Annotated in this window: 29 protein-coding genes; all 29 read right to left on the bottom strand. The window is 45.3% G+C overall.

Features of this window, described 5'->3' with window-relative positions; translation table 11 throughout:
* Positions 1–3: 3 nt before the first annotated feature.
* Positions 4–699, bottom strand: a complete 696-nt coding sequence (locus ES017_RS10835; RefSeq protein WP_021095070.1) for a YwmB family TATA-box binding protein — start codon at positions 697–699, stop codon at positions 4–6.
* An 82-nt stretch (positions 700–781) separates the two neighbouring features.
* Complete coding sequence (locus ES017_RS10830) at positions 782–1,012, bottom strand: DUF1146 family protein (protein WP_021095069.1); 231 nt, start codon at positions 1,010–1,012, stop codon at positions 782–784.
* Positions 1,013–1,067: 55 nt separating this feature from the next.
* On the bottom strand, positions 1,068–2,570 hold the full coding sequence (gene nuoN, locus ES017_RS10825; RefSeq protein ID WP_171335065.1) for an NADH-quinone oxidoreductase subunit NuoN: 1,503 nt from the start codon (positions 2,568–2,570) through the stop codon (positions 1,068–1,070).
* A gap of 4 nt (positions 2,571–2,574) precedes the next feature.
* Positions 2,575–4,086 (bottom strand): NADH-quinone oxidoreductase subunit M, encoded by a 1,512-nt coding sequence (locus ES017_RS10820; RefSeq protein WP_042535969.1) that lies wholly within the window; start codon positions 4,084–4,086, stop codon positions 2,575–2,577.
* On the bottom strand, positions 4,086–5,942 hold the full coding sequence (gene nuoL, locus ES017_RS10815; protein ID WP_021095066.1) for an NADH-quinone oxidoreductase subunit L: 1,857 nt from the start codon (positions 5,940–5,942) through the stop codon (positions 4,086–4,088). The genes ES017_RS10820 and nuoL overlap by 1 nt, the downstream gene beginning before the upstream one ends.
* Positions 5,943–6,000: 58 nt before the next feature.
* The gene (gene nuoK / locus ES017_RS10810; protein ID WP_009361911.1) at positions 6,001–6,312 is read right to left on the bottom strand and encodes an NADH-quinone oxidoreductase subunit NuoK; all 312 of its coding nucleotides are present in this window, start codon (positions 6,310–6,312) and stop codon (positions 6,001–6,003) included.
* Positions 6,309–6,818, bottom strand: coding sequence for an NADH-quinone oxidoreductase subunit J (locus ES017_RS10805; RefSeq protein ID WP_021095065.1), 510 nt, complete (start codon positions 6,816–6,818; stop codon positions 6,309–6,311). Before ES017_RS10805 ends, nuoK begins: the two co-directional genes overlap by 4 nt.
* Complete coding sequence (gene nuoI, locus ES017_RS10800; protein ID WP_003396988.1) at positions 6,815–7,234, bottom strand: NADH-quinone oxidoreductase subunit NuoI; 420 nt, start codon at positions 7,232–7,234, stop codon at positions 6,815–6,817. The genes ES017_RS10805 and nuoI overlap by 4 nt, the downstream gene beginning before the upstream one ends.
* Before the next feature lie 22 nt (positions 7,235–7,256).
* Positions 7,257–8,258 (bottom strand): NADH-quinone oxidoreductase subunit NuoH, encoded by a 1,002-nt coding sequence (gene nuoH, locus ES017_RS10795; protein WP_035063260.1) that lies wholly within the window; start codon positions 8,256–8,258, stop codon positions 7,257–7,259.
* On the bottom strand, positions 8,258–9,358 hold the full coding sequence (locus ES017_RS10790) for an NADH-quinone oxidoreductase subunit D (RefSeq protein ID WP_009361914.1): 1,101 nt from the start codon (positions 9,356–9,358) through the stop codon (positions 8,258–8,260). The genes nuoH and ES017_RS10790 overlap by 1 nt, the downstream gene beginning before the upstream one ends.
* 3 nt (positions 9,359–9,361) lie before the next feature.
* Complete coding sequence (locus ES017_RS10785; protein WP_021095064.1) at positions 9,362–10,468, bottom strand: NADH-quinone oxidoreductase subunit C; 1,107 nt, start codon at positions 10,466–10,468, stop codon at positions 9,362–9,364.
* A complete protein-coding gene (locus ES017_RS10780; protein ID WP_006319894.1) occupies positions 10,469–10,981 on the bottom strand; it encodes a NuoB/complex I 20 kDa subunit family protein in 513 nt (170 codons plus the stop codon).
* On the bottom strand, positions 10,972–11,370 hold the full coding sequence (locus ES017_RS10775; protein WP_019418627.1) for an NADH-quinone oxidoreductase subunit A: 399 nt from the start codon (positions 11,368–11,370) through the stop codon (positions 10,972–10,974). Before ES017_RS10775 ends, ES017_RS10780 begins: the two co-directional genes overlap by 10 nt.
* Positions 11,371–11,493: 123 nt before the next feature.
* Positions 11,494–11,898: a F0F1 ATP synthase subunit epsilon gene (locus tag ES017_RS10770; protein ID WP_009360958.1), complete on the bottom strand. Its 405-nt coding sequence runs from the start codon at positions 11,896–11,898 to the stop codon at positions 11,494–11,496.
* A gap of 24 nt (positions 11,899–11,922) precedes the next feature.
* Positions 11,923–13,344, bottom strand: coding sequence for a F0F1 ATP synthase subunit beta (atpD, locus tag ES017_RS10765; RefSeq protein ID WP_021095063.1), 1,422 nt, complete (start codon positions 13,342–13,344; stop codon positions 11,923–11,925).
* A 28-nt stretch (positions 13,345–13,372) separates the two neighbouring features.
* The gene (locus ES017_RS10760; protein WP_021095062.1) at positions 13,373–14,233 is read right to left on the bottom strand and encodes a F0F1 ATP synthase subunit gamma; all 861 of its coding nucleotides are present in this window, start codon (positions 14,231–14,233) and stop codon (positions 13,373–13,375) included.
* Between the two features lie 70 nt (positions 14,234–14,303).
* Complete coding sequence (gene atpA / locus ES017_RS10755; protein ID WP_009360961.1) at positions 14,304–15,818, bottom strand: F0F1 ATP synthase subunit alpha; 1,515 nt, start codon at positions 15,816–15,818, stop codon at positions 14,304–14,306.
* Between the two features lie 24 nt (positions 15,819–15,842).
* Positions 15,843–16,379: a F0F1 ATP synthase subunit delta gene (locus tag ES017_RS10750; RefSeq protein WP_171335064.1), complete on the bottom strand. Its 537-nt coding sequence runs from the start codon at positions 16,377–16,379 to the stop codon at positions 15,843–15,845.
* The gene (atpF, locus tag ES017_RS10745; RefSeq protein ID WP_085789048.1) at positions 16,376–16,885 is read right to left on the bottom strand and encodes a F0F1 ATP synthase subunit B; all 510 of its coding nucleotides are present in this window, start codon (positions 16,883–16,885) and stop codon (positions 16,376–16,378) included. The genes ES017_RS10750 and atpF overlap by 4 nt, the downstream gene beginning before the upstream one ends.
* A gap of 170 nt (positions 16,886–17,055) precedes the next feature.
* Positions 17,056–17,268 carry a F0F1 ATP synthase subunit C gene (atpE, locus tag ES017_RS10740; RefSeq protein WP_003253662.1) on the bottom strand — a complete coding sequence of 71 codons (213 nt, stop codon included), beginning with the start codon at positions 17,266–17,268 and terminating at the stop codon, positions 17,056–17,058.
* Between the two features lie 51 nt (positions 17,269–17,319).
* Positions 17,320–18,030 carry a F0F1 ATP synthase subunit A gene (gene atpB / locus ES017_RS10735; RefSeq protein ID WP_006319877.1) on the bottom strand — a complete coding sequence of 237 codons (711 nt, stop codon included), beginning with the start codon at positions 18,028–18,030 and terminating at the stop codon, positions 17,320–17,322.
* Between the two features lie 6 nt (positions 18,031–18,036).
* Positions 18,037–18,414, bottom strand: a complete 378-nt coding sequence (locus ES017_RS10730) for an ATP synthase subunit I (RefSeq protein WP_171335063.1) — start codon at positions 18,412–18,414, stop codon at positions 18,037–18,039.
* Entirely contained in the window at positions 18,411–18,638 is a 228-nt protein-coding gene (locus ES017_RS10725; RefSeq protein ID WP_035049382.1) for an AtpZ/AtpI family protein, read from the bottom strand. Before ES017_RS10725 ends, ES017_RS10730 begins: the two co-directional genes overlap by 4 nt.
* A gap of 166 nt (positions 18,639–18,804) precedes the next feature.
* Positions 18,805–19,941, bottom strand: a complete 1,137-nt coding sequence (gene wecB / locus ES017_RS10720; RefSeq protein ID WP_171335062.1) for a non-hydrolyzing UDP-N-acetylglucosamine 2-epimerase — start codon at positions 19,939–19,941, stop codon at positions 18,805–18,807.
* Between the two features lie 10 nt (positions 19,942–19,951).
* The gene (gene upp / locus ES017_RS10715) at positions 19,952–20,581 is read right to left on the bottom strand and encodes a uracil phosphoribosyltransferase (protein ID WP_009360966.1); all 630 of its coding nucleotides are present in this window, start codon (positions 20,579–20,581) and stop codon (positions 19,952–19,954) included.
* 98 nt (positions 20,582–20,679) lie between these two features.
* Positions 20,680–21,915 (bottom strand): serine hydroxymethyltransferase, encoded by a 1,236-nt coding sequence (gene glyA, locus ES017_RS10710; RefSeq protein ID WP_171335061.1) that lies wholly within the window; start codon positions 21,913–21,915, stop codon positions 20,680–20,682.
* Between the two features lie 72 nt (positions 21,916–21,987).
* On the bottom strand, positions 21,988–22,557 hold the full coding sequence (locus ES017_RS10705) for a TIGR01440 family protein (RefSeq protein WP_253263393.1): 570 nt from the start codon (positions 22,555–22,557) through the stop codon (positions 21,988–21,990).
* A gap of 22 nt (positions 22,558–22,579) precedes the next feature.
* Entirely contained in the window at positions 22,580–23,023 is a 444-nt protein-coding gene (gene rpiB, locus ES017_RS10700) for a ribose 5-phosphate isomerase B (protein ID WP_009360969.1), read from the bottom strand.
* A 119-nt stretch (positions 23,024–23,142) separates the two neighbouring features.
* Positions 23,143–24,432 carry a methyl-accepting chemotaxis protein gene (locus ES017_RS10695; protein ID WP_171335060.1) on the bottom strand — a complete coding sequence of 430 codons (1,290 nt, stop codon included), beginning with the start codon at positions 24,430–24,432 and terminating at the stop codon, positions 23,143–23,145.
* Positions 24,433–24,439: the final 7 nt, after the last annotated feature.

Genomic DNA, 24,439 nt, shown 5'->3' with positions numbered 1-24,439 from the left:
ATATTAATATTCAGCTGTTATGATTGGGGTGCCAATGACAACGGTCGTTCGCGCGCCCAATCCGTTTTGTCGTAATGCCAGTTGAAGATTCATTTGTTGTTGTCCGACAGAAAGTGACGTCTTCCACTGCTCAGTATATGCTGAGACGGAGACAAATGTCTCTTCACGTAATGATTCAATCGGTTCCGCTTGAAAGGAAGAAAGCAAGCGAACCGCCTTGTCAAACAAAACACCTTTCATCTTACCATCGAATTCCCCTGTAATACAAGTGAAAAATGTAGGTTTTGCGAATAATTTTGTCGTTTGTCGGACGAGCGTGCGTTCGAGTTGTTTATTCCACGTTGAACCGGTTGCTTCATATAAAATAATGACTGCGGGATGATGAGCGACCGTGATGAGTTGAATCGTTTCAACGTAAGCGGAGGTTTCACGTTTGCCGATCATCTTGTGCGGTTCAACTGTCCAATGGAAAGAGGACCATGTTCTCACGTGTTGTTGGATCCAGTTGTGAGGGTCTTTTGTAAGCACTTGCTCTTTGGCGTAGACGTTCCATCGTTTGAGGTGAATATGATGGGCTTCAAATACGCCGAGCATGTCGTTTATTTTCGTTATTTCTCTTTCGACACGTTCATCATCATACATCCGATAACCACTTAATAACAAACAAAAAATAACGAGTGCCAACCATCTTTTTCTCATCTCTTTTCCCTTCCTCTCCTTAGCTTTTATTGTTGCCAGATCGGAAGGGAACATACGTGAAAAAAATCGACAACGCTCGCGCTTAAAGTAAAAATGGCAATTGGCGTGACCAGCGTAAATAATCTAAAAAGAAATTGCTCACTAACGAGCCGATCGCAATCGTAATGAGAATGTAAAAGACGCGCGCTTGAACGATGCGATTCGGTTTAAAAATTACTTCAAGTCGAACAGCTTGTAACGTCCACCACGTCACCGTAATGAAAAATAAATGCGACAATAAACTAATTAACGCTTCTTGTCCGAATGTTTCCATCTTTATCTCTCCTTACATAAAAAAATGGAAGGGTACACCCCTTCCATTATACGTCTTACTGAAGAAAATCGCTAAAATGTTCAAATGGTGCAATCCAATCGTAAGCAAAGTTTGGAAACACCCCTAACAACAACGTACCGATGATACAAATGACAACGACAGCAATGACACCTGGTGGCCATTGTAATCGATCCGCATGTTCGACAGGTCGGAAAAACATTTGGACGAAAATGCCAAAGTAATATACGTACGATATGACGGTCGTGACTACCATAATGGACGCGAGCACATAATGAGCAGGCTCAACGACAAATGCGCCGAGGAAAATGTTCATTTTTCCGATAAATCCCGCTGTCCCCGGAATGCCTGCAAGCGATAGTAAAAAGATCGTCATCGCCACCGCCATAAGCGGCGAGCGTCGATATAAGCCAGCAAATATGCTAATGTCTTCGTCATCGTGATGTTGAGAAACGACTTGCAAAATCGCAAACGCCCCGATCGTCATAAATACGTACGCGAACAAGTAAAACCAAATCGCTTCAAACATAAACATCGATAAGCTTGCGAAAGCAACGAGCACGTATCCTGCGTGTGCGATGCTCGAATACGCTAGCATGCGCTTGACGTTTCGTTGACGAAGGGCAATTGTATTGCCGATGATCATCGTTACCCCTGCTAAAAAGGCGATGTACGGCGCAAGCGTCATAAGCATCGAAGCCGAACTTCCCGTCGGTATTTGAGCAAAGACGGAAACGACGACGCGCAAGACGATAACAAACCCAGCTGTTTTCGAGACGACGCTTAAAAAAGAAACAACAGGGGTCGTCGCTCCTTGATATACGTCAGGTGCCCACATATGAAACGGAGCCGATGCTAATTTAAACGATAACCCGACGAACGTCAGCAAAAAGGCGAGCGATAAAATGTATTGATGGTTTTCATCGTACGTGCTCGCAAGCTGCACGGCAATTTCTTTTATATTCGTCGATCCGGTAAAGCCAAATATGTAGCTCATCCCGAACAACGTAATCGCCGTTGCAATGCCTCCAGTAATGACGTATTTTAACGCTGCTTCATTTGCGAGTGTATGTTTTTTCCGAATGGCGACGAGAATATAAGAAGAAATGGACAATAGCTCAAGCCCGACAAACAATGTAATGAGATCGCCGCTTGATGCCATCATCATTGCGCCGAGAAGCGCTGTTAAAAATAAGTAATAAAATTCGCCACGATAGGCGATGCGCTCTTTTGGTTCATAATGAATCGAAAGCAATAACACGAGCGCACTACCAATCAGCAATAACGCTTTAAATGATTTGGCGAACGAATCTAGGCGGAACGTATCGCCCAAAATGGATGTGACATCACTCGTCCATAAACCGAGTAGCGAGACGAATGAAACGGCGACGCCAACAAAAGCGAATAAGCCAAGCAGTTGCCGATTTCGGTTTTCTGGCATAAATAGGTCGATGAGCGAGAGCGCAACGGCGACGCCGAGAATAATAAATTCCGACATCATCACGCCCCATTCATAGCTAAGTAATGTTTCAAAATCCATCTCATCAACCCCCTAACCCATTCATCATCGTTTCAATCGTCGTTTGTAGCGGCATCGCCAACACGTTCGGATATACCCCGATGATGATAATAAGCAACAGTAAACTAATCGCTGGAACCCATTCCATCCCACGTAAATCGGGAACGTTTGTCACCGTCGTTTGCCCGAATGTCATGCCGAGGACAGCGCGCAATAAATACACAGCTGTCATAATAATGCCGAGCGTACCGATCGCAGCGAGCAAAGGTTCCGCTTGAAATGCCCCAACGAACGCCATAAACTCGCTAATAAATCCAGACGTCCCTGGCAAACCGAGAGAAGCCATCGCCCCAGCAAGAATAAATCCTGATACGTACGGCATTGTCTTCGCTAACCCACCTAAACGAGCAAGCGTCGTCGTGCGCGTTCTTTCGTACATGACACCGACGAGGAAGAATAAAAACGCAGCGATAAATCCGTGTGACACCGCTTGGAAAATTGCTCCTTGTATTCCTGCCTCAGTGAGCGAACCGAGACCGATTAATACAATGCCCATGTGCGATACGCTCGAATAAGCAAGCACCATTTTAAAATCGGTTTGTCTTAGTGCTAAAAACGCACCGTACAACAAGTTAACAACGCCTAAAACGATGAGCCATGTCGAAAATTGTTGAAATTGCCCGGGAAATAATCCGAACGCAAAACGGACAAGACCGAAAGAACCAATTTTTAACAAAACCCCTGCATGTAGCATAACGACAGATGGTGGCGCTTGTACGTGCACGTGCAACATCCAGCGATGAAGCGGCACGATCGGTAGCTTAACCCCAAATGCAATGAGCAACGCAAGAAACAATCCGTAGCGAAGCTCGTCGGAAATTGGCGAAATCGTTTGTGCCATCGGATCCGTTAATATGTGGCGCAGCTCATCGATATTCGATGTACCCGTGCGCGCAAACAAGACGGCAATGACGATCAATAAAACGGCTGAACCGAGCCCGTTATAAATTAAATAGCTGTATGCCGCTTTTTCTTTTTCGAAATATCCCCATTTTCCGATTAAGAAAAACATCGGAATGAGCGTTAGCTCGAAAAAGATGAAAAAGAGCACAAGGTTGCTTGCGGCAAACACGCCGAGCATACCGATTTCAAGCAATAAAAACAGTTGAAAATATCCTTTCCATTCTTTTTGAATGGACATGGAAGCGATCGCAGCAAGCGTCGCGAGGACGGTCGTTAAAACGATCATAACGAGCGCAAAACCGTCCACATGAAGTTCATATGCGACAGTAAAATCTGTCTCCTTTAAAAACGGAAACTCGCCAAATTGAATCCATGACCGTTTTTCCGCTAATTTGCTTATATCGTAGCCGTTTTGATATTGCCAAAACGCAAATAACGATAAACATAACGATGGCAACGTCGCTAAAACGCCAAGCCATTTCATCGCTTTTTCTTGTTCTTTCGAAAGGAGCGAAAGAACGAGTATGCCTAAAAGCGGGGAGAAAATTAAGAGCGATAAAAAGTATGGCTGCATTATAAATACCCCCCTGTCACCGCAAAAATGACGACGAGAATCGCTAAAGCAACAATCGTCACCGTACCGTACATTTGTACTTGACCGTTTTGTAAACGTGAACCGATTCGTCCGATGCCGCGCGCGGTTGCTGCAAATAGCTGAGCCACTCCTTCGATGAGGAAACGGTCAATATACTCAAACAATAAGCTAACAAATGACGTCGCACGGATGACTGTCAATCCGTAAAACTCATCAATGTAATATTTGTTCATGAGCACATTGTACGTCATTGGAAAACGTGACGATAGCCAGTCGCGAGCAATGGCTCGTTTGCCATATATGAGCCACGCGAGAGCAATTCCGCATAGCGACACAACGGTCGCTACAATCATAATCCAACTCGGACCTTCCATATGTGCATGCCAGTTCGTTCCTTCTGTCAACCACTCGCCTAAAAACGCTCCCCACGGTGTTTGAACGTAACCAGAAACGACGGCCAACGCACCGAGGACGATCATCGGAAATACCATGACCATCGGTGATTCGTGCACATCGTCATTTGCTGTCCGCGCTTCTCCCGCAAACACGAGGAAAAATAAGCGGAACATATAAAACGCTGTGAAAAAGGCAGCGATAACAGCGACAACAAATAAACCGACATGCCCGTGCGTCCACGCTGCAATTAAAATTTCATCTTTGCTGAAAAAGCCTGAGAAAAACGGAAATCCGCTAATGGCTAACGTTCCGATAAGAAAGAGCGGAGCGGTCCATTTCATTTTTTTCCATAACCCGCCCATTTGCTCAATGTTTTGCGTATGCACCGCATGAATGACACTACCTGCCGCTAAGAAAAGAAGCGCTTTAAAAAAGGCGTGTGTCATTAAGTGAAAGACGCCTGCCACGTACCCAGCAGAGCCGAGCGCTAACATCATGTAACCGAGCTGGCTAACAGTCGAATAGGCAAGCACGCGTTTAATGTCCGTTTGCACTAAGCCGATTGACGCTGCAAAAATGGCGGTAAACCCTCCGACGTAAGCAACGGTCGTCATCGCCACTTCACTTGCTTCATAAAGCGGAAACAGCGTCGCAACTAAATATACCCCAGCAGCGACCATCGTTGCCGCATGAATTAATGCCGATACAGGCGTCGGACCTTCCATCGCATCTGGAAGCCACGTATGAAGCGGAAATTGACCTGATTTTCCGATCGCACCGATAAAAATGAGAATGGCGCTTAACGTCATGATTGTCGTTGAAACATCCCCTTGTTGTAACGCAGCAAAAATAGTCTCGTATTCGAAACTTTTTACTTCAAGGAACAATAAAATCATGCCGATCAATAAGCCAACGTCCCCGATGCGCGTCATAATAAACGCTTTTTTCGCCGCAGCTTTCGCTTCTTCTTTGTAAAAATAAAATCCAATGAGTAAAAACGAACCGAGACCGACAAGTTCCCAAAAAATATACGTTTGCAGTAAATTTGGTGATACGACGAGCCCGAGCATCGCAAATGTAAACAAACCTAAGTAGGCGTAAAATACCGGGAAGCGCTCATCACCGTGCATATATCCTTTCGCATACGTATGTACGAGAAAACTAACAAGCGATACAACGACGAGCATGAGGGCATTTAATGCGTTTACTTCAAAGCCGACAGTCAAATGTACATCCCCAATTGTCAACCATGTGTATGCTTGTTTATATGTTGGCTCCGTCCAGCGCTCGTACAACGTCCCGAGGGCGAAGACGAGCGAAAGAAGCGTCAACAACATTCCGACATACGCGCTTCGTTCTTTTAACTGCTTGCCAACAACAAGCAGCACAATAAACGAGACGAACGGAAAAAGCGGTATGAGCCATGCGTTTTCCATCATCGTTCAATCATCCCCTTTTTCAGGTGCATTTATATGTAACCCCTTTGTTTCCCATCCTTTATCGTTTCATCGAATCGACTTCATCAATATGAATCGTTTTGCGATTGCGGTATAACGCAATTAAAATAGCTAAACCGACTGCTGCTTCCGCTGCGGCAACAGTAATGGTAAAGAGCGAAAATACTTGACCTGTAATGCCTGGATTTACCCCGTATTTGCTAAATGCAACTAAGTTGACGTTTACGGCATTTAACATGAGTTCGATACAAATAAGCACAATGACTGTATTGCGTTTCGTTAACGCTCCGTACAATCCGATGCAAAACAATAAAAGCGCAAATACGAGATAGGCGGATAACGGCACATTCATTCTCCCGCCTCCTTATCATCTTTTTTCGCTAAAATGACAGCGCCAATGAGTGCAACGAGCAATAAAACGGATGCAAGTTCAAACGGAATGACGTACTTCGAATAGAGGGCGATTCCGATTTGTTCCGTATTTTTATCATGAAGCCCAACCGCTTCGCTGCCAAAGTCAAGCGTGCGAATGCCGATGTACATGACCGCCCCAAAAGCAACCGTACCGAGCAATGCTAATGCTTTTCGAAGCGGGCTGCCTGTCGATTGGCCGTCATCTTGATGGCGCGTAAGCATAATGCCGAACAACATAATAATTGTAATCGCACCAGAGTAAATAAGTACTTGGACGGCCGCTACAAATTCAGCCGATAAAAGAACGTAAATGCCGGCGATGCTGACGAACGTGAAAACGAGGGCGACGACCATATGAACAACTTTGTTTAAATTTAACATAAACACGCCGCCGCCAAGCGCAATGAGCGCAAGAACGAAAAATGCGAGATATTGTCCGCTCATGGCTTATTCACCTTCCGCACGTTCGTATCGTTTTCATCAAGCCACGTTAAATCTTTAAATAATTCATCGCGGCTATATTCCGCTAATTCAAAGTTGTTCGTCATCACAATCGCCTCGGTCGGACATACTTCCGTACATAAATCGCATAAAATGCAAATTTCAAAGTTAATGTCATACGTATCAATAATTTTTCCTTTTTTCGTCGGATCCGGATGTTTTTTGCCCGTCAGCTGAATACAGTCGGTCGGGCAAATGTTTGCGCACTGATTGCAAACGATACATTTTTCCGGATAAAACTTTTGAATGCCGCGAAAGCGATCCGGAAGCGGAAGCGGTTCATTCGGATAATCGTACGTCACTTTTTCTTTTGTTAAGTTTTTCAGCGTATACGCTAATCCTTTCATTAAACCGAGCATTTCTGCCCACCCACCTTTTTATTTAAAAAAATAGTTGTTTCACAAGAGCTGTGACAAAAATATTGACGAGCGCCACAGGCAATAACACTTTCCAACCAAACTCCATCAATTGATCGGCACGCACACGCGGAAACGTAATGCGAAACCAAATAAATAAGAAGACGACAAGACTAAACTTTAACGCAAACCAAACGGCCCCTGGAATAAAGTCGAGAAACGGAAGCGGATGCCATCCTCCTAAAAAGAGCACCGTCGTTAATGCTGCCATCGCAAAAAAGTACACGTACTCTGCGAGCATAAAAAACGCCCATCGGAATCCAGAATATTCAACATGGAATCCTGCAACAAGTTCCGATTCTGCTTCCGGCAAGTCAAACGGCGTCCGGTTTAACTCCGCCACAGCGGCGACAAGAAAAACGAGAAAGCCGATCGGTTGGACAACGATAAACCATACATCTTTTTGCGCTTCGACAATGTCGTTTAAGTTTAAGCTTCCCGACAACAAAATAACGCCAATGACAGACATGACAAGCGGCACTTCGTATGAAATCATTTGCGCAGCTGCGCGCATGCCTCCAAGCAGGGCATATTTGTTGTTCGACGCCCATGCGCCTGTCACCACTCCGATTGTCGTTAATCCGGACACAGCGATGTAATACAATAGCCCGACGCCAATATCAGCAAATTGCAACGCATCGGTAAACGGCAGTGCGGCAAGCACCATAAACGCAGGGGCAAACGCGATGACCGGTGCTAAAATAAACAACGGGCGATCGGCGGCTTTTGGAATCGTATCTTCTTTTAATAGTAGCTTTAACACGTCAGCCACCGTTTGCAGCAACCCCCAACGTCCTCCAACTTGGTTCGGACCGATGCGGCCTTGCATAAATCCCATCACTTTTCGTTCCGCTAAAATGCCGTAGGTGACAAATCCTAATACAACGAGCAATAGCCCAACGCCAATCGCAAAGAAAATGGCAACATTCGTCCAGCTTGGCGTCGACTGCAAAAGTTGTTCCATCATCATCCATCGACCTCCCCAAGCACGATATCAATCGCGCCAAGTATCGCAATTAAATTCGCGATATTTTCCCCTTTTAATAGTTTCGGAAGGATTTGTAAATTGTAAAATGACGGTCGACGGAATTTTAAGCGGTACGGCTCTTTTTTCCCGTCGCTCGCAATATAACAACCGATTTCCCCACGCGGCGACTCGATGCGCACATACGCTTCCCCCGGTGGCGCTTTAATAATTTTCGGCACTTTCGCCATAATCTCACCGTCATCTGGGAACTGCTCACACGCCTGCTCGATAATGCGAAGCGATTGCTCAATTTCAGCAAGGCGGCATTCATAGCGCGCAAAACAATCCCCTTCTGTACGTACAGGAACATCGAAATCAAATCGATCATAAATGGAATATGGTTCGTCTTTTCGTAAATCCCATTTCACACCGGTACAACGCAAATTGACGCCGCTTAGCGAATATGCTAACGCCTCTTCTTTCGTGTACTTGCCAACTCCGATGACGCGGTTGCGGAAAATTTCATTTCCCGTGACAAGTTCATGATAACCTTCTAGCTGTTTGCGCATATATGGAACGAACTGTTTCACTTTGTCGATCCATCCGTCTGGCGCATCCCATTTCACGCCACCCACACGCATGTAGTTAAACGTTAAGCGCGCACCTGATAGTTCATTTAATAGATTAATAATCATTTCCCGCTCACGAAACGCATATAAAAACGGACTGACTGCACCAATATCAAGCAAATACGTCCCCCACCAAACGAGGTGGCTCGCAATGCGACCGAGCTCCATCGCAAGCACGCGTAAATACTCGGCACGCTCCGGCACTTCAATGCCCATCATCGTTTCTACTGCGTGACAAATGACGTAGTTGTTCGTCATCGCTGATAAATAGTCCATGCGATCAGTGTATGGGATGATTTGTGTATACTGCAAATTTTCTGCGATTTTTTCTGTCCCGCGATGAAGATAACCGATGACAGGAGTCGCTTCCTTAATGATTTCCCCATCGATTTTTAACACGAGACGAAACACGCCGTGTGTGCTCGGATGTTGCGGTCCGACGTTTAAAAGCATCTCCTCTGTTCTCAGCACGCCTTAACCCTCCATATCGTACGGCTCGTAATCTTTCCGAAGCGGATAGCCGACCCAGTTTTCCCCTAAGAAAATGCGAATGAGTTGTGGATGACCTTCAAAACGAATGCCAAGCAAATCATACGCCTCACACTCCGGCCAATTTGCCCCTGGCCAAAGCGGAACGAGCGAGTCAATGACCGGTTGATCGCGATCAATTTTTACTTTCAACGCAACTGATTGGCGATTTTTATACGAATATAAGTGCACATACACTTCCATATGCGTTTGAAAGTCCGTTCCGTGCAATTCTGATAAATAATCAAAACTTAGCTGCTCATTATATTTTAAAAACTCAGCCACTTTAAAATATGTATCTTTCTTCACAACAAGCGTCGGCACATCTTTCGACAAACGATTAATGTAAGCGTTTTCTAATACGTCTTTTCCGAGATGTTCTTCAATGACTTTGACGTATTTGTCGAGATATGGCTGATTTGGTGACGGTTTTTCCTCTTTTTCTTCAGCGACATCTGCACTTTTTGCTTTTGCTGCCGCTGCAGCTTTCGCTTTCGCCGCTGCTGCCGCTTTTTTCTTTGCCAATTCTTCTTCGCTTAATTCTCCTGACTCCGCTGCTTTTTGTTTCGCTAACGCCGCAGCTTTCGCTTTCGCTGCTGCTGCCGCTTTTTTCTTCGCTAATTCTTCTTCGCTTAATTCTCCCGACTCCGCCGCTTTTTGTTTCGCTAACGCTGCGGCTTTCGCTTTTGCCGCTGCTGCTGCTTTTTTCTTCGCTAATTCTTCTTCGCTTAATTCTCCTGACTCCGCTGCTTTTTGTTTCGCTAACGCCGCAGCTTTCGCTTTCGCTGCCGCTGCCGCTTTTTTCTTCGCTAGCGCAAGGTCTTCTTCGCTTAATTCTCCCGACTCCGCTGCTTTTTGTTTCGCTAACGCTGCAGCTTTCGCTTTTGCCGCTGCTGCCGCTTTTTTCTTCGCTAGCGCAAGGTCTTCTTCACTTTCGAGCGGAGGCTCAGTTTGTTCCGCTGCTTGCTTCGCCGCAAGTCGCTCTTTCGCTAATTGTTTCGCCCGTTCCGCCGCCTCTTTTTTTAGTTGCTGTAAATCTTTTTCATCACTCATTTACAGCACCTTCTTTCCTGTTTTCGCTTCGTAGCGAATTTTTTCTTTTAGTTTGTTAATGCCATAAATTAATGCAGCTGGATTTGGCGGACAGCCTGGAATATATACGTCAACCGGTACAATTTGATCGACACCTTTTACGACGCAATACGATTTCACATACGGACCGCCTGCTGTCGCACAAGATCCCATCGCAATCACCCATTTCGGTTCAGGCATTTGATCGTATAAACGACGAACAATTGGCGCCATTTTTTTCGTCACCGTTCCAGAGACGATCATGACGTCTGATTGACGAGGGGATGTACGGAAAAAAGAACCAAAACGATCTAAATCGTAATGCGAAGAGCCAACCCCCATCATTTCAATCGCACAACAGGCAAGACCGAACGTGAGCGGCCATAACGAGTTGCTGCGCGCCCATGCTTTAAGCTGTTCTAACGTCGTTAAAAAAACGTTGCGACGCATTTCTTCCATTTCTTGATCTGATACGTTCAACAATTTTACATCCATTTTAACACCTTCTTCTTCCAAGCATACACAAGTCCAATCAACAACATGACGACGAAAATGAGCATTTCAATGAGCGCAAATGCACCGAGCTTTTCAAACGCCACCGCCCACGGATATAAAAATACAGTCTCTACGTCAAAAATGACGAACAATAACGCAAAAATGTAATACCGTATGTTAAACTGCACGCGTGAATCGTGGAACGGATCTAATCCGCTTTCGTACGTTGTTTGTTTCGCTGCATTTGGCGCATGTGGACGTAGAAAACGACCCGCCGTAAGCGCAACGATTGGAAGTAAAATGCCTAAACAAAGAAACACAAAGACGACTACATAACTGTTTACATAAACGTTCAACGATGTCCCACCCCTTTGTGACTTTATACACATTTTTCAAAAACGTCACACTATTAAGACTGTAACCGATAACATTATATCACTTCTTCACATATGTGTCGATAAAACTTGTTCCAAAAATAAACAAAAAAACCCTAAGAGACGATGCTCCTAGGGTTAAAAATTGCGATTCGCAACATTTAAACGGTTAATCGCACGGCGTAAAGCTAATTCCGCCCGTTTATGATCAATGTCATCTTGCTTCGCTTGCAAGCGGCGTTCAGCCCGCTCTTTCGCCGCTTTTGCGCGCGCAACGTCAATATTTTCTGCGCGTTCTGCTGCTTGCGCTAAAATCGTCACACGATCAGGGCGAACTTCTAAAAAGCCACCGCTCACCGCCACAAGTTCAGTCGCGTTTCCTTTTTTCAAACGAACCGCGCCAATTTCTAGCGGTGCGACCATCGGAATGTGCCCTGGCAACACGCCGAGTTCGCCGCTTTGCGCTTTAGCGCTTACCATTTCCACATCCGCTTCATACACTGGGCCGTCCGGAGTTACGACACTGACTTTAATCGTCTTCATGAAAAAATCCTCCTCGGTCCCTTATTAAACTTCTACGCCCATTTTTCTCGCTTTTTCAATTACTTCTTCAATGCGACCAACTAAGCGGAACGCATCTTCTGGAAGATGGTCATATTTTCCTTCCAAAATTTCTTTAAAGCCACGAACTGTCTCTTTTACAGGTACGTATGAACCTGGTTGCCCTGTAAACTGTTCAGCGACGTGGAAGTTTTGTGATAAGAAGAACTGAATGCGACGAGCGCGATGAACGACAAGTTTATCTTCTTCTGAAAGCTCATCCATACCAAGAATGGCGATAATGTCTTGTAATTCTTTATAGCGTTGCAACGTTTGTTGCACTTTGCGCGCCACTTGGTAATGCTCTTCTCCAACAATTTCTGGTGAAAGCGCACGAGATGTCGATGCAAGCGGGTCTACCGCTGGGTAAATACCCATCTCTGATAATTTACGCTCTAAGTTTGTTGTCGCATCTAAGTGCGCGAACGTTGTCGCTGGCGCTGGGTCAGTGTAGTCGTCCGCTGGAACGTAAATCGCTTGGATCGACGTAACCGAACCGACAGCTGTTGATGTAATACGCTCTTGTAATTGACCCATTTCTGTCGCAAGTGTTGGTTGGTAACCTACCGCTGAAGGCATGCGTCCTAATAGGGCAGAAACTTCTGAACCTGCTTGCGTGAAACGGAAAATGTTGTCGATGAAAAACAATACGTCTTGTCCTTGCTCATCACGGAAATATTCCGCCATTGTTAATCCTGTTAGCGCAACGCGCATACGTGCTCCAGGTGGCTCGTTCATCTGACCGAATACCATCGCTGTTTTGTTAATAACGCCAGAGTCTTTCATTTCATGGTACAAGTCGTTTCCTTCGCGCGTACGCTCACCAACGCCGGCGAATACGGAAATACCACCGTGCTCTTGCGCGATGTTGTTAATTAACTCTTGGATTAAAACCGTTTTTCCTACCCCTGCACCACCGAACAAACCGATTTTTCCACCTTTAATATAAGGGGCAAGAAGGTCTACAACTTTAATTCCTGTTTCAAGAATTTCAACTTGTGTTGAAAGTTGTTCGAATTTTGGTGCTGGACGGTGAATTGCATCGCGACGAGCGTCTGCTGGAATTTCTTCTCCTAAGTCAATCGGCTCTCCTAATACGTTAAATACGCGTCCGAGCGTGACTTCACCGACAGGAACAGAAATCGGTGCTCCCGTATCGATGACTTCCATTCCACGCACTAATCCGTCAGTCGTTGACATCGCAATTGTGCGCACTGTGTCATCCCCAAGGTGAAGGGCTACTTCTAACGTTAAGTCGATATCGACTTCTTTTTCGCTACGCGCTTTATGTTTAATTTTTAGGGCGTTGTAAATCGCAGGTAAGTGTCCGTCTTCGAACTTTACGTCTACAACAGGACCCATAACTTGAATAACGCGTCCTTTTGCCATCGTTTTCCCTCCTAACTAACTGCTTAAGCTATTGCAAGGCGTTCGCTCCGGCCACAATCTCTGTAATTTCTTGCGTAATTGCTGCTTGACGGGCACGGTTGTAAGAAAGCGTAAGTGTCCGAATCAATTCTTTTGCGTTGTCTGTTGCGTTTTTCATCGCTGTCATCCGCGCAGCATGCTCGCTCGCTTTCGCATCGAGCAACGCGCCATAAATTAAGCTTTCAGCGTATTGCGGCAACAACACTTCTAAAATTTCTTCTTGTGACGGTTCAAATTCATAAGTTGTTAACTTTTTCTCCGACGCTAAATCAGTTAATGGCAATAACTTTTTCTCCGTCACATCTTGTTGGATGGCGCTGACGAAATGATTGTAAAACATATACAACTCATCAAACGTACCATCTGCAAACATGTTCACCGTTTTGTTCGCAATTTCTTTAATGTCCGCAAACGCTGGTTGATCTGGCAAACCGGTAATATGTAAAGCTACCGGAATATTGCGGCGTTTAAAGAAATTTAAGCCGACGCGACCGATCGCAATAATCGCATATTCTTCTGTCGAACGGTGACGTTCTTGAATCGTTTGAAAAACGGTACGAAGTACGTTGCTGTTGTAGGCGCCAGCTAAGCCACGGTCAGATGTAATGACTAAATATCCCGTCTTTTTTACTGGGCGCTTCACAAGCATCGGATGAGAAGCGTCGTTGCTTCCTAGCGCGACGCTCGCTACGACTTCTTGAATTTTTTCCATATACGGCGTAAACGATCTTGCATTATGTTCCGCACGGTTTAATTTTGATGCCGAGACCATTTCCATCGCTTTTGTAATTTGGCTCGTCTTTTTTGTCGTGTTAATGCGCGCTTTTATATCGCGTAACGATGCTCCCAAAGGTTTCACCACCTTTTTCGCTCAATTGTTGAAAGGGGACGGAACAGCTCAGCTGTTCCGCTCACTTTTCTTACTCCGATACAACAAACGTCTTTTTGAACGCTTCAATCGCTTTGTTGAAGTCTTCTTCGTTTGGAAGATCGCCTGTTGTGCGAATGTGTTCCATCAGTTTTTGACCGTTTTCGTCTTTGTCTAACCATGCATGGAACTCTTTTTCAAAGCGGCGAATGTCTTCTACTGGAATGTCATCTAAAAAGCCGCGTGTTAATGCGTAAATAATTGCTACTTGTTTTTCAACTGGTAGCGGCTCATGTAAACCTTGTTTTAACACTTCAACTGTGCGCGCACCGCGAGCAAGTTTCGCTTGTGTCGCTTTATCAAGGTCAGAACCGAACTGCGCGAACGCCTCTAACTCACGATATGCCGCTAAGTCAAGACGCAATGTACCAGATACTTTTTTCATCGCTTTAATTTGTGCTGCTCCACCGACGCGCGATACAGAAAGACCGGCGTTAATCGCTGGACGCACGCCCGAGAAGAACAAGTCAGACTGCAAGAAAATTTGTCCGTCTGTAATGGAAATGACGTTCGTTGGAATGTATGCTGAAATGTCGCCCGCTTGTGTTTCAACGAACGGCAACGCTGTTAATGAACCTGCACCTTTTGCATCGCTTAATTTTGCTGCGCGCTCAAGCAAGCGAGAATGCAAGTAGAATACGTCACCCGGATACGCTTCACGACCTGGCGGACGGCGTAATAATAACGAAAGCTCACGGTAAGCTGCCGCTTGTTTTGATAAGTCATCATATACAACAAGAACGTGTTGTCCTTTGTACATGAAGTATTCGCCCATCGTTACGCCCGCATATGGTGCTAAGAATAAAAGCGGAGCTGGCTGTGACGCAGACGCTGTAACGACGATTGTGTAATCTAGTGCACCGTATTTACGCAACGTTTCAACGACGTTACGAACGGTTGATTCTTTTTGTCCGATCGCCACATAAATACAAATCATGTTTTTCCCTTTTTGGTTAATGATTGTATCTACTGCAACGGACGTTTTTCCTGTTTGACGGTCTCCGATAATTAACTCACGTTGACCGCGACCGATTGGCACAAGCGCGTCAATCGCCTTAATTCCCGTTTGAAGTGGCTCATGGACAGATTTACGGTCCATAACGCCAGGCGCTGGGCTTTCAATCGGGCGAGTTTCTGTCGTCTCAATTGGGCCAAGTCCGTCGACTGGTTGACCTAATGGATTCACCACGCGACCGATTAACGCTTCACCTACTGGCACTTCCATAATGCGACCGGTACGACGTACTTCATCGCCTTCTTTAATGCCTGTGTACGGTCCTAAAATAACGATACCGACGTTGTTTTCTTCTAAGTTTAGCGCCAATCCCATGACGCCGTTGGCAAACTCAACAAGCTCTCCTGACATAACGTTGTCGAGGCCATGAGCACGAGCGATTCCGTCACCAACTTGAATGACTGTACCGACATCGCTCACTTCGATTTCAGACTGATAGTTTTCAATTTGCTTTTTTATCAGCGCGCTAATTTCTTCCGCTTTGATGCTCATGCATTTCACCCCTATCTATAAATGTTAGCGAGTTAACTGTCGCTGTAATCTTGCTAATTTTCCGCTGACGCTTCCGTCGAAAATGCGGTTTCCGATGCGCACTTTGACGCCGCCGATCACATCTTTATCAATGACGTTTGTAATGCGAAGCGCGTCGACGCCAACTTTTTTCGCAAACACGTCTGCAAGCGCATTCGTTTCGTCTTCCGTTAACGGACGAGCCGAATAAACGATCGCCTCAGCTACACCGCGCGCTTCATTTGCTAGCGCAATAAACGCATCTGCTAAATCACTTACGATGTCGATGCGATGGCGATCTAAAAGCAACATGAGCGTATGTTGCAATACCGTCGAAATGTTCGCAAACGCTTCTTGGACGAGCGCTTTCTTTTTCGTTAGCGCAATTTTTGGATGGTTTAGCACAGAAAGAAGCGCTTCATTTTGTGCAAACACCTGTTTGACGACGCGAAGTTCTTGTTCGAGCTGATCAAGAAGCTGCTGTTCTTTCGCAATTTCAAAAAGTGCCGACGCATATCGTTTCGCTACGACTTGTTTGTTCATCGGCTTTCTCCTACCTCTTGAATGTACTCGCTGATCAGCTTCGCTTGATCTTGTTCGCTCAACTCTTTTTCAATGACTTTTGATGCAATAAGTACAGATAAAGAAGCCACTTGTTGACGCAACGCTGCCATCGCTTGTTCTTTTTCTTGTGCGATTTCCTTTTTCGCTGCCTCTTTTAAGCGCTCTGCTTCTTGACGAGCGGCTTGAATGATTTGCTCTTTTTGCTCTTCGCCAAGCTTGCGAGCTTCTTCGATCAGCGCTTGCGCCTCTTGGCGTGACTTTTTCATTAATTCACGTTGCTCTTCTGCAAGCTTTTTCGCTTCTTGATGATGCTTTTCTGCTTGCTCAATTTCGCTTGCAATATGCTCTTCGCGCTGTTTCATGACGCCCATTAATGGACCGAACGCATATTTGCGAAGCAAAAACATAAGCAATAGGAACATGACTAATTGGAATGCGATATCGCCGCCGTTGAACCCATGTCCACCAGCGCCTAATACAAACATGTTTACCACCGCGCGTTTCACTCCCTTCAAAAATCGCCCGAATACTAGTCGGAACGTGTGCGTACGAACATAAAGGAATGGCGAAGGTTCTCATGGAATGATCTTCGCCATTGTTGAACGAGTTTCGTTTCCGTATGCAGTTACCGCTCGTTTCGAACGAGCGCTCAGTTTTAACGACCTTGAACCATGAACGCGATAACGACCGCGATGATCGGAATCGCTTCGACTAACGCTACCCCGATAAACATTGTTGTTTGTAACATACCGCGCGCCTCTGGTTGACGTGCAATTCCCTCTACTGTACGAGATACGATTAAACCGTTACCAATACCAGCACCAAGTGCCGCTAAACCAATTGCAATTGCAGCTGCTAATACACCCATTTGAAAAGTCCTCCTTCAATTTTTTATGTTGAAATGAATGTGTATTGAAAATTAATGGTCATGACTCACTTTGTGCGCCATATAAACCATTGTTAACATCGTGAAAATAAACGCTTGGATGGCGCCGACGAAAATACTAAATCCTTGCCATGCGATCGTTGGAATGATCGCTGCAATCGTTCCGCCGACTCCTGTCGCTAAACTTCCCGCTAAGAGCGCCAACAAAATTTCACCCGCAAAAATGTTCCCGTATAGACGGAGACCGAGCGTTAATGTATTCGCAAATTCTTCAATAATTTTTAATGGGAACAAAATTGGCATCGGGCTAACGAATCCTTTTGCATATTCTTTAAACCCGTTAAGCTTAATGCCATAGTAATGCGATAACGCGACAACCATCGTCGCCAACGTCAACGTCACAACTGGATCCGCTGTCGGTGATTTCCACCATAGCTTATTGTCGATGACGACTGAAAACGGCAGACCGAGCATGTTCGCTACAAAAATGTACATGATGAGCGTCATGCCGAGCATATGAAAGCGTCCACCTGTTTTCCAATCCATGTTGCTTTTAATAATTCCTTTCACAAAATCCATAACCCATTCAAGAAAGTTTTGCATTCCCGTTGGCTTCATCGCTAAGTTGCGCGTGGCTAATACGGCAATGACAAAGACGATGACGGATGTAACCGTAATCATTAATACGTTGGCTAAGTTAAATGTTAAGCCAAACAGCGTGTATAAAGGAGCTTCGTGATGCATCTGTACTCACCTCTCTTCCCCTTTTGTTTTTTGGAAAAAGAAATCTATTATAATGACAATATAAGATGTCATTAATCCCAATACGATCCACCCGACAGAAAACTGTTCAGGCCAACGAAAAGCAATAAATACTGCAAGCGCCGCAGCAGCCATGCGCGACATCATACCAAGCGAGCGCGCTTTTTGTCCAGACGCAACCGCTTGTCCAAACCGCTCCACTTTCCGCACCATCGTCCAACCGTTATATAGGCTGATCACCGTCCCGAGAAACAAGCTTGAAAACGCTTGCTCATAAGGCGTAAAAGCCCAGCCTAACACGTAAATCGACAACAAGTATAGTATGTATGATTTGTGACGGCGCCAATGTTGCTGTAACTCGTTCATTTTTCCTCTCCTGAAAAAAATGAGCGAATGAGGCGAATCATCGCATAAACACCAGCCGCTAATCCGAGAAGCAAACCGACAATTAAAAAAAGCGGTTCGGTACCAAAACGCTCGTCGACAAAACGCCCTCCAAAAATCCCAACTAAAACGGAACCGACAAGTTGAGAAGAGATGGCCGTCATCAAACCGATCGCTCGAAACGGATGGCGCTCATGTTGTCGCATACGAAAGCCTCACTTTTCATTTTCAGAATTTACTGTATTTTTAAAAAGGTTATCCTTATCCCTTTGTAAGCATACAATAGTAAAAACGCGATGTCAATGCGTTCGGTCACAAAAATAGGGAAAATTTTTGGTAAGAAAAAGGGATGCGTCGTCACATCCCTTTTTCTTATTGAAATGGCGTTGGTGGAACATCGCTTTGTTTAAAATAGTAACGAATCGCTTCGACAATCCGCTTCGATGCCCAACCGTCACCGTACGGATTTGACGCTTTCGCCATTTGTTCGTACGCCTTTTCGTTTGTTAATAGCTCGCTTGCTAGCGCGTAAATCGTTTGTTCGTCCGTCCCCGCAAGCTTGAGCGTTCCGGCTTCGATGCCCTCCGGTCGTTCAGTTGTGTCGCGCAAGACGAGTACAGGCACGCCAAGTGAAGGGGCTTCTTCTTGAACACCGCCTGAATCGGTTAAAATGATGTGCGCTCTTGCCGCAAAGTTATGAAAGTCGATGACGTCTAACGGGTCAATTAAATGAATGCGTTCATCGTTTCCTAATATGTCGTTCGCTAACTCGCGCACAACAGGATTTAAATGAACAGGATAAACGACTTGCACGTCATCGTAATTTTCAACGAGCCTTTTCACTGCACGGAACATGTTTCGCATCGGCTCGCCAAGGTTTTCACGACGATGCGCCGTCAATAAAATCATGCGACTTCCCGCTACTTTTTCTAAAATCGGATGCGTATACGTCTTCCGCACCGTTGTTTTTAACGCATCAATTGCTGTGTTGCCTGTGATAAAAATAGCGTGCTCTGGCTTATTTTCTGCCCGTAAATTTTCCGCGGCTTTCGCGGTTGGGGCAAAATGCAAGTCAGCTAATACCCCCGTCAATTGCCGATTCATTTCTTCCGGAAATGGCGAGTACTTATTCCACGTTCTAAGCCCTGCTTCCACGTGTCCGACTGCAATTTGGTTGTAAAACGCCGCCAGACTCGCGACAAATGTCGTTGTCGTGTCGCCATGAACGAGCACAATGTCAGGCTGTACTTTTTTCATGACATCGTCCAAGCCAGCAAGCGCCCTTGTCGTAATATCGACAAGCGTTTGGCGCTCTTTCATAATGTTTAAATCATAATCCGGTTGAATTCCAAAAATATCGAGCACTTGATCAAGCATTTGGCGATGTTGTGCTGTCACAGTCACAATCGACTCAATGTCTTCATACTTTTGCAACTCTAAAACGAGCGGAGCCATTTTAATCGCTTCCGGTCTCGTTCCGAAAATGGTCATCACTTTTCGTTTATTCATCACGCCCACCTTACTTCGTTCCGAATAGACGGTCTCCAGCATCGCCAAGACCTGGCACAATATAGCCGTGATCGTTTAACTTTTCATCTAACGCAGCGATATAAATATCGACATCTGGATGCGCTTGTTGCACCGCTTCGACTCCTTCTGGTGCAGCGATTAAACACATAAACTTAATATTTTTTGCGCCACGTTTTTTTAACGCATGGATGGCTTCCACAGCGGATCCACCTGTCGCAAGCATCGGATCGACGACAATGAAGTCGCGCTCTTCAACATCCGTTGGAAGTTTCACGTAATATTCGACCGGTTTTAACGTCTCTGGGTCGCGATATAAGCCGATATGTCCAACTTTTGCGGCTGGAATAAGCTTCAAAATCCCGTCAACCATTCCGATTCCTGCACGTAAAATTGGGATGATGCCTAATTTTTTCCCCGCGATCACTTTCGCTTTTGCCTTGCTGACAGGCGTTTCGATTTCAACTTCTTGAAGCGGCAAATCGCGTGTAATTTCAAATGCCATGAGCGTTGCTACTTCTTCGACAAGCTCCCGAAACTCTTTTGTTCCTGTATGTTTGTCGCGAATGTATGTAAGCTTATGTTGAATTAACGGATGATCAAATACGTACACTTTACTCATGTCAATCGCTCCTTTTTTATATGCATTCTTGTAAATTTTACATAAAAACAGACGATGATTCAACCGAAGAAAAGGTGCCCCAGTCGGGACACCTGTCGTTATACGTACAATGGGAATTTTTCAGTTAATGCTGCAACGCGATGGCGCGCTTCGTCTAATTTTTGTTCATCGTCTTTATGTTTAAGCGCAATGGAAATGATGCGCGCAATTTCATCCATTTCCTCAAGACCAAAGCCGCGGCTTGTTACGGCTGCTGTACCGATGCGAATACCGCTTGTGACAAACGGGCTTTCTGGATCGTATGGAATCGTATTTTTATTCACGGTGATGCCGATTTCATCAAGCACTTTTTCAGCAACTTTTCCTGTTAATCCGATTGAACGTAAGTCAATTAACAATAAATGGTTGTCCGTTCCGCCAGAGACGAGCGTAAACCCTTCTGCCGTTAACGCTTCTGCTAAACGTTTCGCGTTGTTCACAATGTTTTGCGCATATGTTTTGAAATCATCTTGCAACGCCTCGCCGAGCGCGACAGCTTTCGCAGCGATGACATGCATAAGCGGACCGCCTTGAATGCCTGGGAAAATCGCTTTATCAATTTGTTTCGCAAATTGCTCTTGGCATAAAATCATTCCCCCGCGTGGGCCGCGCAACGTTTTATGCGTCGTTGTCGTCACAAAATGAGCATACGGAACAGGATTTGGATGCAACCCTGCCGCGACAAGCCCAGCGATATGTGCCATATCGACCATGAAATAAGCGCCTACTTCATCGGCAATTTCACGAAACTTCGCAAAGTCAATCGTGCGAGGATATGCGCTTGCCCCAGCAACGATTAATTTCGGTTTATGTTTTAATGCTTTTTCACGAACGTCATCGTAGTTAATACGGTGCGTTTCCGGATCGACGCCATACTCGATAAAATTGTATTGTATGCCGCTAAAGTTAACCGGGCTTCCGTGCGTTAAATGCCCTCCGTGTGATAAATTCATGCCAAGCACCGTATCACCGTGCTGTAAAATGGTAAAATATACAGCCATGTTCGCTTGCGCCCCTGAGTGCGGCTGAACATTTGCATGCTCGGCTCCGAACAATTGTTTTGCACGCTCGCGCGCAAGCTCTTCAACGACGTCAACATGTTCACAACCGCCGTAATAGCGACGTCCCGGGTATCCTTCTGCATATTTGTTCGTTAATACCGATCCTTGCGCTTCCATGACCGCTTCGCTAACGAAGTTTTCTGATGCAATTAATTCAATTTTCGTTTGTTGTCGTTTTAATTCATCTTGAATAGCTTGAAATACTTGCGGATCTTGCTGTGACAAGCGACTCATCGACAATCCTCCCCTAAAGTGTGAATATTCTTTTTTATCTTAACACATTTTCAAATGAAAAAGTGAACAAATTTAACCGATTGAACATGATTTGTTCGCCTTTTCTTGTGAATAAACGGCGCGCTCGCCCCCGATCAGTTTCGGTCGTGTTTTCGCAAATGTGAGCGTCGCATGTCCAATTTGTTTGATCGATGTTCGCACAGGGACAGCGACATGCTTTAAATGCATACCGATTAATGTAGCGCCGATGTCGATGCCTGCATCTGCCCGAATATGTTCAACGACGACAGGATCACGGAATTGCGTATATGCATATGCCGCCATCGCTCCACCAGCGTTGCGAACCGGAATGACCGTCACGATGTCAAGCTGCTTTGTCACAGCTGTTTGTCGTTCCACAACTAATGCACGGTTTAAATGTTCACAACATTGAAACGCAAGCTGTACTCCTGTTTCGTCGTGCCACCGTTTTAATTCTTGAAATAGCATGACCGCCACGTCCATCGTTCCTGCCGTCCCAATTTTTTCCCCAATGACTTCACTTGTGCTACATCCAATGACGACCACATCTTTGTCCGTTAGCGGCACTTGTGCACGAAACTCAGCTAGCGCCGTTTGCCATTCATTGCGCCATCGTTCCATGTCCGTCACGCTACTCCCACCTTTATTGCTCGTTTTCATAAGCAGAAATTTTTTGAATGCGTTTTTCGTGACGGCCTCCTTCAAACGGAGTCGTCAACCATACTTTTGCAATTTCTCGCGCCAATCCTGGTCCGATGACGCGCTCTCCCATCGCTAATATATTGCTGTCGTTATGCTCGCGCGTCGCTTTTGCACTAAATACGTCGTGAACGAGGGCACAACGAATTCCTTTCACTTTGTTTGCTGCGATGCTCATGCCAATTCCTGTTCCGCAAATTAAAATCCCGCGGTCAAATTCCCCGCTCGCCACTTTTTGCGCAACCGGCAACGCATAATCTGGATAATCGACCGATGTCTCGCACTCACAACCAAAGTCTGTATATTCGATCCCCATTTCATCCATTAGTTGTTTTATTTCCTCACGAATTCGGATGCCACCATGATCTGATGCAATCGCTACTTTCACGTTTAAACCCCTCCTTATCGTTATAAAGAAAAAGCCGTCTCTTTTCATTTTAACGGGTCGAGACGGTCTTTTCATCATTTATTATGCTTATAAACGAAAACGGGCAATCGTTATTATGCTTATAAACGAAAACGGGCAATCGTTTGTTTTAATTTTTCTGCTTGTTCTCCAAGTTCTGTCGCTAGCTCGCGCATGCTTTCAATGACCGCTGTTTGTTCTTGTGTCGCCGCTGTCACTTCTTCAGCACCGGCCGACGTTTGTTCGGCAATCGCCGCAACCTCTTGCGATTGAACAGATGTTTGTTGAATGTATTTCATTTGTTCATCGACAAGTTGGGCAATTTGTTTCACCGCTTCTGCCACTTCATGAATCGATGCGCTCATATGCGAAATCGCTTCATTTGTTTCATTTCCTTTTTTCGCTTCGTCATTCGCTTTTTTTACTTGCTCTGTAATTTGATTAACGACGTTTCCTACTTCATGTTGAATGTTTTGCACGAGTTCAGAAATACCTTGTACCGCTTTGGCGCTTTCATCTGCCAACTTTCTTACTTCTTCCGCAACGACGGCAAAACCTTTCCCATGTTCACCAGCACGCGCCGCCTCAATCGAAGCATTGAGCGCTAGTAAATTCGTCTGCCCTGCAATATCTCCAACGAGCGAAATAATTTGTCCGACTTCTTTCGCATGATCTTCTAAACGCCGCACAACATGTAATGACGCTTCGTTGTTTTTCGCTAATTGTTGAATGCCCACAATAAGTGAGCCGATGACGCGACGGCTTTGTTCAAGTGTTTCGACCATATCCGTCGATAGCTTTTCAGACTGCATCGCTTTTTGTTGTACATTCCCTGCGATCGCTAACACATCTTCCACCGCTTCTGCCGTCGTCTGCATCGCAACCGCTGAATTGTCCGCTCCTTTTGAAATTTCATCAATCGTGCGCGCAATGTTTTCCGCTTGTTCCGCAGCGACGCGAGACACGTTTGTCATCTCTACTACTTTTTCATTCGTATGCGCAAAATTTTGTTGAATGTTGCGCACCATTTCACGCAAATTCCGCAACATATCGTTAAACGCTAGCGCAAGCGAACGAATTTCATCATCGGATTTTGGCACAGGCACATCTTGTCCAATTTCACCTTCCGCAGCTTTTAACGCGGCTTGTTCTAGTTGAGAAAGCGGTCTTGTAATAAAGCGCGCTGCAAAATACGCTAAGACACCTGACCAAAAAATACCGAGCAGCAACGTCAAAATTGTAAACGTATTTTTACTAAACGGAAGCCATTGTTTTACGTAGTCGTAAAGCACATAAATGTAAAAAGCGCTCGTTGAATACGTAATAATTGCTAATACAGTTGTAAAAATGGCTAGCTTTTTTTGTAAGCTAAATGTGTATTTTCCCCCCATTATACAT

The organism is Anoxybacillus sp. EFIL, from assembly GCF_013096955.1.
Classification (GTDB): Bacteria; Bacillota; Bacilli; order Bacillales; family Anoxybacillaceae; genus Anoxybacillus; species Anoxybacillus ayderensis.
This window is presented reverse-complemented; position numbering and strand designations above follow the sequence as displayed.